General features: G+C 56.9%; 10 protein-coding genes. 9 read left to right on the plus strand and 1 reads right to left on the minus strand.

Translation table 11 applies throughout. The features are described 5' to 3' along the window. The first annotated feature begins 63 nt into the window (after window positions 1–63). Both PSH64_RS16020 and PSH64_RS16025 read left to right on the plus strand, forming a co-directional pair. Window positions 64–1,803, plus strand: coding sequence for a dipeptidase (locus PSH64_RS16020; RefSeq protein WP_305477797.1), 1,740 nt, complete (start codon window positions 64–66; stop codon window positions 1,801–1,803). A gap of 76 nt (window positions 1,804–1,879) precedes the next feature. After that, window positions 1,880–2,200 (plus strand): isochorismate lyase, encoded by a 321-nt coding sequence (locus tag PSH64_RS16025; protein WP_305477798.1) that lies wholly within the window; start codon window positions 1,880–1,882, stop codon window positions 2,198–2,200. A 132-nt stretch (window positions 2,201–2,332) separates the two neighbouring features. Here PSH64_RS16025 and PSH64_RS16030 read toward each other — a convergent pair whose 3' ends face one another. After that, window positions 2,333–2,512 (minus strand): hypothetical protein, encoded by a 180-nt coding sequence (locus PSH64_RS16030; RefSeq protein WP_146114696.1) that lies wholly within the window; start codon window positions 2,510–2,512, stop codon window positions 2,333–2,335. Window positions 2,513–2,637: 125 nt separating this feature from the next. Between PSH64_RS16030 and PSH64_RS16035 the strand changes: the two genes are divergently transcribed. From PSH64_RS16035 to PSH64_RS16065, 7 genes are all read left to right on the plus strand, one after another. Continuing rightward, window positions 2,638–4,596 carry a metallophosphoesterase gene (locus tag PSH64_RS16035; protein ID WP_305477799.1) on the plus strand — a complete coding sequence of 653 codons (1,959 nt, stop codon included), beginning with the start codon at window positions 2,638–2,640 and terminating at the stop codon, window positions 4,594–4,596. A gap of 643 nt (window positions 4,597–5,239) precedes the next feature. Next, window positions 5,240–5,761 (plus strand): transcription/translation regulatory transformer protein RfaH, encoded by a 522-nt coding sequence (rfaH, locus tag PSH64_RS16040; RefSeq protein ID WP_305481170.1) that lies wholly within the window; start codon window positions 5,240–5,242, stop codon window positions 5,759–5,761. Between the two features lie 240 nt (window positions 5,762–6,001). Continuing rightward, window positions 6,002–7,162: an outer membrane beta-barrel protein gene (locus PSH64_RS16045; RefSeq protein ID WP_305477800.1), complete on the plus strand. Its 1,161-nt coding sequence runs from the start codon at window positions 6,002–6,004 to the stop codon at window positions 7,160–7,162. Window positions 7,163–7,174: 12 nt separating this feature from the next. Beyond that, window positions 7,175–7,708: a polysaccharide biosynthesis/export family protein gene (locus PSH64_RS16050; protein ID WP_305477801.1), complete on the plus strand. Its 534-nt coding sequence runs from the start codon at window positions 7,175–7,177 to the stop codon at window positions 7,706–7,708. A gap of 2 nt (window positions 7,709–7,710) precedes the next feature. After that, a complete protein-coding gene (locus PSH64_RS16055; protein WP_305477802.1) occupies window positions 7,711–9,957 on the plus strand; it encodes a polysaccharide biosynthesis tyrosine autokinase in 2,247 nt (748 codons plus the stop codon). 135 nt (window positions 9,958–10,092) lie between these two features. Then, complete coding sequence (locus PSH64_RS16060) at window positions 10,093–11,484, plus strand: undecaprenyl-phosphate glucose phosphotransferase (protein ID WP_105344676.1); 1,392 nt, start codon at window positions 10,093–10,095, stop codon at window positions 11,482–11,484. An 11-nt stretch (window positions 11,485–11,495) separates the two neighbouring features. Further along, window positions 11,496–12,203, plus strand: a complete 708-nt coding sequence (locus PSH64_RS16065; RefSeq protein ID WP_305477803.1) for a WecB/TagA/CpsF family glycosyltransferase — start codon at window positions 11,496–11,498, stop codon at window positions 12,201–12,203. Window positions 12,204–12,210 lie beyond the last annotated feature (7 nt).

Consider the following 12,210-nt stretch of genomic DNA (forward strand, 5'->3'; position numbering starts at 1 on the left):
AAAGTTTCTGACTAATCAATCAGATATTTCTTACCAACCACCTGCAAAGGAATGCCTCCAGCAATGGACTTTTCACTCAAGCACCTGGCCGCGACAACCCTGATGCTGGCCAGCCTTTCGGCGTTTACCACGTCAGCGCACGCCAACATCACCCCGCAGCAGAGCGCGACCATCCTCAAGACCTTCAATGACGCATCGGTAACCGATTTCAGGCAATTCCTGGGACGCCTGGCCAAGAGCGAGCTTGCCACAACCGACAACCTCGGCCTGGCAATCAGTGCCTTCCAGGACAACAAGCCCCTTTCCCCTGAACAGCAGAACGAGATCCATCGCCTGCTTGGCCTCTATGCACGAGTGAAGTATGGCAACGCCGCCACCGAGACCCTGCGTGAACTGGTGGCCATCCCGACCTTCCGCGTGGACGGCCTGGCCCAACACGAGAACCCTGAATTCATCAAGATCGGCGACAAGCTCAAGGGGCTGGCCCAGGCCTTCAACCTGAACTTCCGTAATATCGACAACCGCGTCTACGAAATCTCCCTTGATGGCAGTGGTGACGAAGTCGTGGGCATTCACGCGCATGCCGATGTGGTGCCCGTGACTCCGGAGAACTGGGTCCTGAAAGACGGCACACGACTCGATCCGTTCAAGGTCACGCTGGTCGGCGACCGCATGTATGGCCGGGGCACCGAAGATGACAAAAACGGTATCGTCGTGGCGCTCTACGCCATGAAGATCATCAAGGAAGAGAAGCTGCCGCTGGCCAGGAATTTCAAGCTGCTGGTAGACACCACCGAAGAAACCACCGGCGACGCCATTCCCTATTATTTCGAACACAACCCGACACCCAACTACAACCTGGCGCTGGACGGCGGCTACCCGGTGGTGATTGCCGAAAAAGGCTACGGCACCGTCATGGCGAGCTTTGCCCGACGTGCCGCAGAGGGCAAAGGCGCCGAAATCACTGCAATGACGGGCGGCCTGGCAACCAACCAGATCCCGTCGACTTCGGTCGCCACGTTCGTAAGTGACAAACCCGCCCAATTGGCCGCCAGCCTGCAAAAGGCCGGTGCTGATTACGCCAAGCGTCATGGCGGCAACTTCGACGTGACCGCCAAGGTCGTCGACAAGGACGTCAAACTTACGGTCACCGGCGTTTCGGCCCACTCCTCCGAGCCCGAGTCAGGCGTCAACCCGGTGGCACGGATGCTGGGCTTGATCAATAGCCTCGACGGCAAGGTCGCGCTCAAGCACAACCACATGACCGACGCCGCCCGCTATGCCGCCGACAACTGGGGCCTGGATTACCTGGGCGGCAAATTGGGCGTTGGCTTTTCCGATGATTTCATGGGGCCGCTGACCACTTCCCTGACCTACGTCGGAATGGATGAGAAAGCCTTCAAGCTCGCGGTTAACCTGCGTGTGCCAAAGGGCAAGTCCCCGGAAACGCTCAAGGCCGAAATCGCCGAAAAAATTGACGCCTGGAGCAAGAAGACCCACGTCGCGGCCACCTTCGACTACTCGATCGCCGAGCCGATGTACCGCAATCCCGAGGGTGAATGGGTCAAGGCCCTGCTGGCCGTGTCCAGCGAAAACCTAGGCATGGAACACAAATTCGGCACCTCTGCCGGCGCCACCTCGGTCCATGAACTGCCCAATGGCGTGCAGTTCGGTCTGGCCAGGCCCGAGGTCAAGTACACCGGCCACAACGACAACGAGTTCAAGACCGTCGACCAGTTCCTGCTGGACCTGCAGATCGTGACCGAAATGCTCGGGCGCATGGGCCAGTTACCGAAACTGTGATCTTCCTTTCGGACCCGCTATTGTGGCGGGTCCAGCTCTTTTATTGTTTTGAACCCCTGACACATGGAGTGACTACATGGAAGTCATCAATCAGTTGCAGCCCGCAGAATGTACAGGCATGGAGGACATCCGACGCGAGATCGATGCCCTTGATCAAACCGTTATCAAACTGTTGGGCAAGCGTTTTCAATACGTGTTGGCCGCCTCCAAGTTCAAGACCTCGGCGACCTCGGTGCGTGCTCCGGAGCGTTTCAGAGCCATGCTGGCAACACGTCGCGAATGGGCGGAGGCCGAAGGCTTGAGCCCGGATGCCATCGAGAAGATGTATAGCGATTTGGTGAACCACTTCATTGCCGAAGAAATGAAGCACTGGGCGGCTCATCAATCCAAAGCCTGACGTCCGGGGGGCGGGTGGCGCGAGAGGGCCAGTCCCGTCCCTAAAGACGCTAAAGCCGTAGGTGTTGTGAATTCCAGCGCTGCCTCCGAGCCGGTTCGAGGAACGGAACCGCAAGCAGGGATGTCATTTGTATTAGGCACCGTAGTGCCGCAATCCTGTTGATATCCAGAGGTGGTTTTCATGAACAATATTATCTATATCGTCGGGGCCGTTGTGATCGTCCTGGTGATTCTGTCTTTTATCGGCCTTGTTTAACCCTGGCTGCTGAACACACTCGCCGGACACTGCCTGTCCGGCCAACCATTGGCTCACCGCATACCTCCTCAAAGCCCTGCACAGGCGGCTGCTGCATAACTGGCCTATCCTGAATCAGCCGACAAGGAATCACTCCCTTCTGGCATACCGGACGCTCTCTCTATAGCAATGGAGGCTACACGATGAAGGATCAATCGATTGAGTTCCGTGCGGGAGCTGGGCAGCCTGTGCCCATAGTCATGCCCCACTCCACCCAACCTTCCACGTCCAATAGTCGCATCGAGCTGTACACCCAGGAGGCGATGGTCAACTGGCTAGGCCCGGTCCAGCTTGGACGCACGGGTTTGCAAACGGCTGTGGCCACCACGATAGGTGCCTTCGCGGACCCGCGCGAGGTTCTGGCCATGCTCAACCCTCGGGACTCCAATCCGCCCATCCAGGTGGCTGCCGACGGTGACGTGTGGATCGACTATCTGGCGGATACCGGCGATGGCTGGGACTCCACCTATTCCATGGCGCTGTGCGTCAGCCAGGATGTCAAGTTGCCGGAACTCACTCTGCCGCGCGGCGACGTATTGCTGCTGGGTGGCGATCAGGTCTATCCCACACCGGCGCGCTCCGGCTACCGCACCCGCTTCCTGGATCCTTTCCGCGCCGCATTTCCTGCGCCGGTCCCCAAGGTGCGCCCTGCTCAGCAAGAGCAATCCGTACCGCAGCCGGGAGCACCATGGATAGTGGCGACGCCCGGTAACCACGACTGGTATGACGGCCTGCGTGGCTTCTCCCAACTGTTTTGCGAGCAAAAACCCATCGGCGGCTGGGAAACCCGCCAGCGCACCAGTTACTACGTGCTGCAACTGGCCAATGGTTGGTGGATCTGGGGCCTGGACCTGCAATTGGAGTCGTTGATCGACCGGCAGCAGAAGCAATACTTCGAAGAAATGCGCACCAGGCTGCAGCCGGGTGACCGCGTGATCCTCTGTACGCCTGAGCCTAGTTGGGTGGATGAAGCCGAACGGCTGGCACGCGAGGACAAGGCCTTGTCCTCGATCGAAACCCAGACGCCGCGCTTCCGCAGCCTGCGCGAGATCGAGCAGCTCCTGGGTGATCATCTGGCGGTGGTCCTGGCCGGAGACTCGCACCACTATGCGCGCTACCAGCCAAAAGCTGGCAGCCAGGCGCCGCAACGCATCACCTGCGGAGGCGGCGGCGCCTTTTTGCATGGCACGCACCAACTTCCAGATCCGCCCGAGCCGATCAACGTCGGCGGAACCCGGCAGCGCTACGAACTGGCCGGGGTCTACCCGGACAAGAAAACCTCCGAACAGCTGCGTAATCGGGCATGGCGGCTCCCCACCCACAACCTCCCCTTCTGCGGCATGCTGGCCATCTTGTACTTGCTGTTCGACTGGATGATACAAAGCGCCAGCAAGATCCCCCACCCGGCGCGAGGTAACCGCAGCCTGATGGAGGTACTGTCTGACTTCGAAGTATCTATCCCCAACATCCGCGAGGTTTGGCGGCAGCTATTCCTGGTCCTGGCCCACAGTCCCTCTTCGGTGATGTTTGCCGTGACCATTGTGCTGGGCTGCGCGGTGCTCTCAGCTGCCGGGGTCAAGCGCACCCGAAAGCTTGCCTATGGCGTCGGGGCCGTTCACGGGCTGCTTCACCTGGGGCTGGCGATCGGGCTGTTATGGCTTATGGGTCGTGTCAACATCCATTACTTACAGTTCGAGGTCGAAAACCTGCTCCAGGTCTTGTTGTTTCTGGTGGGCACACTGCTGCTCGGCGGAAGCCTGGGAGGTCTGCTGTTCGGTAGCTGGATGGTCATGGGCAATACCTTATGGGGGCTACATAGCGAGGTGGTTTTTTCCTCGCAACGCATCGCCGACCACAAATGCTTCCTGCGTATGCACTTCAAAGGCGACCAACTCACTATTTACCCGCTCAAGCTGGAGAAGGTCTGTCGGCGCTGGTCCGTGGCGACGGGAGTCGCCAAACTGGCGAAGGTGCAGCGCACCTGGCGGTTGCGGGCAACGCCTGAAAGCACTGGCCCGCGCTTCGTGCCCGCAACGGGTGAGCTCGAACTGCGGCTGATCGAGCCGCCCATCGAAATTCGGCGCGCAAGAACCACCCCATGAGAGCGCTCACAGGCTGTGTTCCCTGAAGGGGAACCAGCCTTGCGGGTTACTCAACAGCGGCCAAATGGCCCACACTTCAAGTGTCAGCACCAAAAACTTATTTAAAAACAATAAGCTGTAGTTCCTTAATGAATTACTGGACAGAAGGTTATATTTTTGACTAGTGACATTTGACAGCTCGCCCTGAGTGATCAATACCTAACAGGGTCGACGCCTGATAATGATGAGAATACAGCCAGTAGATATCTATTACCGCCTGCACTTAAGATTCGCGCACGAAAGTATTTGATTTTAAAGGACCGAAGGTTCGGACCGTGCGGTAGCTTTGGCCATCGAAAATAGGGTATGCCTCATATTGAAGGCGATAGTGTTAAGTAGCGCTTACACTTTCCATCAATAATCCGAGCGTAGCGCAAGCAAACCAGAACCTTCGCGCACTACTTCTTCGCGATACGCGCCAGATTATTGACTTGATATCCGCCTTAGCGTTATGCCTGCATTACATGCTTCAACTTTGATACACCGTTTTAAAAACTTAACATTTTCTAGGTTCCACGACCCGATAAAGGGGACTGGTGATATCATGGCATCGTTGATGCGCGAACAGGCAATGCTTGAATCCAATACTAAGGAGCTTGCCAGTATGCTAACGAGTACACGAATTTCCAGTTGGTATCTTTTGCAGTGCAAGCCACGACAGGACGAACGGGCACAAATCAATTTATTGCGGCAAAACTACACCATATTTTGCCCAAAAATCGTTAGCCGACGCGTGGTTAATGGTAGATCTCTTCAAACGGTCGAGCCCCTCTTTCCAGGGTATCTTTTCATTCAACTGAGTCGTGATGACAAATGGGCACCTTTGCGTTCTACCCGTGGCGTCAGCCGAATCGTGGATTTTAATCATGGCCCGGCAATAGTCCCTGACGATGTCGTCGAGCATCTACGCACCCGGTGTTTGAAATCATCGGAAATTCATACAGCCCAACAGTTCAGGCCCGGCGAAACACTGCAAATAACCCGAGGACCGCTGTCGACACTCGAAGGTATTTTCCTGACCATGTTGGGTGACGAACGAGTGATGATCCTGCTGCACTTTCTAAATAGAGAACAGCCAGTCCGCATTCCGTTGACCGACATTCAACGACCGCAACTTAGCCTATAAACAATCTGCCATTAACGCGCAATGAACAAACCCATCAACTTAAGCTCATTGAACCCGACAACAAACCCAAGTTATTTATTACCACTTTTCCTTGACTCCTGCTTTATTCGCACGGCCTTTTAAACTTACCTACTTCATCTACATATAATAATCCTTGCTACCAGTCGACAACATACCGCTCACTTTCGCACCTTATTTTCCGGTCTATAGTCATTGGATTCACCCCCCAGGAGCAATGATATGACCATTAAGACCCACAGCCCTTTCGCACTGATAATGATCTATTTGTATCCCGGAACGGCCTGGAGTCTCGACCCCCAGTCCATTGGTATCTACGGATTCGACTTCACACCCACACTGTTATTTTCAGAGAGCTATGACGACAACTTCCGGGAACTGGAGCGGGGGCGTCAGTCTTCCATGGTGACCAAAATAGCGCCCTCTTTCGAACTCAAGGCCGAAGATAGAAACAGTGCCACGCGACTGATCTGGCAGCCTACCCGCTACATTTATCATGACGAGCCAAGTGCCTCGAATACGGCGCAACGCGTGCGGCTCGAAAGCATCATGGAGTTCACCGACCGCCATCGCCTGAAACTTGAAGGGGAAGCGCGTAAATACGAGCGCACGACATCGACCGCTGTCGATGGCATCAATGACAAGATCCGCAGTAACCGCGTCAATGGTCTCTATACCTTTGGTGCCCGAAGCGCCGCCAATCAGATCGACCTGGGCGCAAGTTACGCTCAACTACGTTACGACAACTCCGATGGCATCAACGACGACAAAGAACGCAATACCACCGGCCTGACCACCACCTGGTACCACCGCATAGGCAGCAACACGCGTGGGCTGCTGGAGTATGACCATACCGTCTTTGATTACCTGCAAACCGACAGCCGTCTCAACAGCACATCCAATGCGATCCTGGCCGGTGCCGAGTGGGACTTCACCGCACGCACCACCGGCAAAGTACGCATTGGTTATGAACGCAAGAACTTTGATGACAGCAGTGTCAAAGATCTCAGTAACCCGACCTGGCAGGTGGACCTGCGATGGAAGCCACGAACCTACTCGACCTTTTCGTTTGTCGCTCGCCAGGCGATGGCTGAGGGCGACGATGGTGCTGACGCCGTCAAGACCACCTCTGCCCTGTTCGGCTGGCGTCATGGCTGGACCGAGCGCATCACTACCGTGGCCGAGGCAGGGCTGGCCCGCTATGAGTACGAGGGGCAGAACCGCACCGACAACCTTCGCGACTACAACTTCGCCGTGGAATACCAGATGCGTCGCTGGCTGGATATCGAACTGGGCTATCGCCGCCGCAACGACAATTCCGATGCCGACAATCAGAGTTTTGAACGCAACATCTTCCTGCTCAGCTTCAACGTAAGTCTCTAAGAGGTTCCCCCCATGAACTCGCGAATGCTTGGCTTGTTGTTCGTGCCGTGGCTGTTTCCCGCGACTTTTGCAGCAGACACCGGCGCCCAGTACAAACTGGCTGCCGGCGATGTATTACGCATCACCGTATTCGGAGAGCGGGATCTGAGCTTCGACAAAATCCGCCTCAACGATGCCGGTACGTTTTCCTATCCGTTTCTGGGTGAGATCGCCGCCAAGGGCCTCACCCCCAATCAGGTGGAAAAGATCATCGTCGACGGGTTAAAGCAAGGTTACCTGGTCGACCCCAAGGTCAGTCTCAACCTGATCGTCTACCGCTCGTTCTACATCAATGGTGAAGTACAGAAGCCCGGCAGCTATCCATACGAGCCCGGGCTGACACTGGAGAAAGCCATCGCCCTGGGCGGTGGCCTGACCGAGCGGGCCTCGATCAAGCGAGTGACCATCGTGCGCGGCGATGGCTCGCCACCACTGACCGATACGGTCACGCGCAGCACCGCCATCGCCCCCGGTGACACCATCTCCATTGCACAAGGCTTTTTCTAATCATGGACAACAGCCCAAGCATCTACGTCGAACGTCCGCTCCAGCCACATCTGTCTCAGCATCAGCTGTACAGCGAGGAAAAGGACACCATTGACCTGCTCAAATACTGGAGGGTGATCTGGCGTGCCCATTGGAAAATCGCATGGTTGATGCTGCTTGGCTGTGCGCTGGCGTTGGCCACGCTGTCGTTCATCCCCCCGCAGTACATTGGCAGCACCACCCTTCTGATCAAAGAAAAAACCCCACCGCTGCTGGCCTTCCAGCAAATAACGGATTCAAGCTCCGGTACCGTCGATTACTTGCAGACGCAACTGGCGCTCCTGCAATCGCGGGACCTGGCCGAACGCGCCGTCAAAAAACTCAACCTCACCACTAACCCGGTGACCGATCCACGCCAGCAGCCGCAGTCATGGTTTACGCCACGCAAATGGTTGGCAAGCCTTGATCTTGACCAGTGGCTGCCGGCACTGGGCTTTTTGATCCCCGTGCAGGTGATGCCCTCTGAAGCCGACATTTTCAATCAAGTCACGCAGAACCTCATGCAGCACACCAACGTCAAATTTGTCGGCAAGAGCCAGCTGATCAATATAGAGGTGGAGCTGCCCGACCCTGCCCTGGCGGCCGCAACCGCCAATGCGATTGCCCAGGGCTTCATTGATAGCCAGTTCGACAATAGTCTGAAGTCCTCGCAGACCAACACCAGCTGGATGAACTCCCGCCTGATCGAGTTGCGCAATAATCTGCGCAGTGCCGAAAACAAGCTTCAGGCCTACCGGGAAGAGCAAGGCCTGGTCGATGTCGACGGTGTCGCGACCATCAGCGCCAACGAACTGGAAATGACCGGCAATCGGATGATCGATGCCCGGCGCAACCTGGCGGAAGCCGAGAGCCAGTACCGCCAGGTGCAGGCCCTGAGCAACGGCAACTTGAGCAACCTCTCCAGCGTTCCGGCCGTCTTGAGTAATCCGTTGGTGCAAAAGTTCCAGGCTCAACAGGCCAAGGCCCAAGCCAAGGTAGAAGAGTTGTCGGGGCGCTACGGTCCGAAACATCCAACCCTTGTCGCCGCTCTCGCCGAGTTGCGCATGGCCACCGACAGCTTGCGCCTGCAGGTTCGGCAGGTGGTGGCTGGCATTGAACATGAATACCAGTTATCCCGGGCCAACGAAAATTCACTGCGTAAATCATTCAATAGCAACAAAGCACAGATACAGGAGATTTCGCGCAAGGAATTCCAGCTGCGTGAGTTCCAGCGCGAGGTCGACAGCAGCCGCGCGCTGTATGAGACCTTCATCACTCGCTTGAAGGAAACGGCGGCCACCTCGGACATGGATTCCACCAAAGCGCGCATTGTCGACCCGGCGATTGTTCCTTTGGAACCGAGCAAGCCCCATAAAACACTGATCATGGTGATTGTCGCCATCGTGGCCGCGCTGATCGGCATGGCACTGGCATTAATGTCCGAAACCCTGAACAAAACCTTCAAGACCGACGAGGCAGTCGAAAGCACGCTGAACATCCCCCTGCTCAGCGTGGTACCGCTGATCACGAAGCGAAGCCGCCGGCAACTGGCGCGGTTGTTCGACGACAACGAGCATCCGCGTTTTTGCGAGACCATCCGCAACTTGCGCACCTGGTTGATGTTGCACAGCGGAGAAAAGCCGGCACAGGTTGTGCTCGTCGCCTCGACCATGGCCGACGAAGGTAAAAGCACCATTGCCAACAACCTGGCCTACTCGCTTGCGTTGCTGGAGCGTGTCCTGTTGATCGATGCCGACATGCGCAGATCCAGCCTTTCACTCAATTTCGATTTTCCGGTAGATAGCCCGGGGCTGGCCAATGTCCTGGCGGGTACTGCGCGGCTCGAAGACTGTATCCGCACCGTCGGCAACCTTGACATGTTGCCGGCCGGAAAGCTTTCGCCCGCGCCGCTGGACCTGCTCAGCTCGCCACGCCTGGCGCCCCTTCTCGACGCGCTGAAGTCGCGCTACCAACGCATTATCATCGACTCTCCGCCGGCGCAGATGGTCAGCGACGCGCTGTTGCTGGCCAAGCATTCGGACGCGGTGATCTACGTGATAAAGGCCGAAAGCACGCCTGTCAGCCAAGTGCAGAAATGCCTCGCCATGCTGCAACAGAGCCACGCGCCGGTGTTCGGTGTGGTGCTCAACCAGGTTGACCTGCGCAAGGCGCGCAAGCGGGGCTACAGCCACAGCGATACGTTCCAGAACTACGACTACCTGTCCCGGTAAACGCTTGCGCCTGTCCCTTCAGTAACCTCTGACAACCCACAGAACTGCTTCATCCCAGTCGAGCGATACCAGCGTGCGGGAAAGGGCGTGCCGTATTCGGCAGCGTTGTCCAACCCATGCCTGGAGGTTGAGCCGATGACATCGCTATACACCGCTCAAATGACACGCCGGCGAGGTCTGACCTTCTGGGGTCAATGGCTGTGCGCACTCATCCTGACCAATCTGCTGCTGCTGGTGCTGGTGTACTGGCGCGTCGGCAGCCTGACCACTGAATACCGAATTCTGATGATACTCACGGTCCTCGGTTCGGTTCCGATCTACAGCGTCATGCAGGTTTACCACAAGCGTCATGAGTGGTTGTCGGGACTGGCTCGGTTGCTGGCGGCCTGGTTGATCCTGCTGGCCGTTCTGATCAGCATTGCCTTCGTCACCCAGACCAGCATGATTTTCTCGCGGCAAGTGATCGTCCTCTGGGCCCTACTGGGTTACCTGATACAAGCTGCGAGCTTCCTGCCTCTGCATAACCTGGCCCGACTGCACTCGCGCAAGCTCTGCAACGAGCGCCGCGCGGCGATCATCGGCACTTGCCCGACCGCACGCAAACTGGCGAGAAAACTGTCCAGGCCGAACCGTGAACCGGTACTGGGGTTTATCGCAACCGCCGACCATACCGGCCCGGCGCCCAGCATTCTGCCGCTGCTGGGCTGCGTCGACGAGATTCGCCAGATCATCACCCGCCTGCACATCCGTCGTATCTATATCGTCCTGCCATTGGCACAGGCCGCCCTCATTGAAGCCCTGTACATCGACCTGCTGGACATGAATGTCGATGTGGTCTGGATCCCTGATTTCGGCAGCATGGTGCTGCTCAATCAGTCGATCTCGGAAATAGAGCGGATGCCGGCTATCTACCTCAATGAAAGCCTCATCAGTTCGCATCCGGGCAGCTTGCTCTGCAAAGAGCTGTTCGAACGTAGCCTGGCCGCCGTGGCCATTGTCGTCCTCAGCCCATTGCTGCTGACCGTGGCGGTAGCGGTCAAGCTGACCTCGCCCGGCCCGGTGCTGTTCAAGCAAAATCGTTATGGCTGTAACGCCGAGGTGATCAAGGTCTGGAAGTTTCGCTCGATGCGTATGCACGACGACAGCGAGGTGCGCCAGGCCACCCGCGAAGATGACCGCATCACCCCGCTCGGGCGTTTTTTGCGCCGCAGTTCCATCGATGAGCTGCCGCAACTGTTCAACGTGCTGTCCGGCCAAATGGCCCTGGTCGGCCCGCGACCGCATGCGGTCACTCACAATATTTATTACACCGGCAAGGTACGCGCCTACATGGCCCGCCATCGGCTCAAACCGGGAATCACCGGCCTGGCCCAGATCACCGGACATCGCGGTGAAACCCAGACGCTGGAAAAAATGCAGCAGCGGGTCGCCCAGGACCTCAACTACATCAATCAATGGTCGCTGTGGCTGGACATCAAGATTCTCGTCAAGACCCCTTTTACGTTGTTCTCAAAGGACATCTATTAAGGAATCAGGTAATGATCGAGCTGGAATTAATCGGGTATTACGCACCGAATCTGCTGGACGCCAACAAGGCATTTTCCTTCATCAATTTTGCGTCCATCGGCAGTCTGTTCGACAGGGGCTCAACGTCCATCACCTATTTTTGCGACGGCATGCTGATGTCTACCTTCATGTCGCGCATTACCGGCCGAACGATCGACCGAGTCAGCTTCGACTTCACCTCCATCGCCGACTCGGTGTTCAGCTGTGCCGAGAAACAAGGCAAACGCATGTATTTCGTAGGTGCCAGGCAAGTCGAGCTGGACCTGTTCATCGACAAGATCAAGGATCGCTACCCGGCGCTGCTTATCGTCGGTCATCACAACGGCTATTTCGATGCATCGCAGGCCACGCGCATTCAAGCGGACATCTGCCGCAGTGAAACCGACATCCTGATCGTCGGCCTGGGCGCCGGGCTTCAAGAGCAGTTCCAACAGGATGCCCTGCGTGCCGGCTTCAACGGTGTGACATTCACCTGTGGCGGTTTCATTCACCAAGAGGCCACGGCCACGCATCATTACTACCCTGAGCCGATCAACCGCCTGCATCTGCGCGCGTTCTATCGGATGTACCGCGAACCGCACACCATCAAGCGTTACCTGATCGATTACCCGACCAATCTTGTTCATCTGCTGGTGATGATCGTCCGGCGCCAAGTGACCATCCATATCACTTATCCCTGAGCGCTTA

The organism is Pseudomonas sp. FP1742 (assembly GCF_030687145.1).
GTDB lineage: Bacteria > Pseudomonadota > Gammaproteobacteria > Pseudomonadales > Pseudomonadaceae > Aquipseudomonas > Aquipseudomonas frederiksbergensis_D.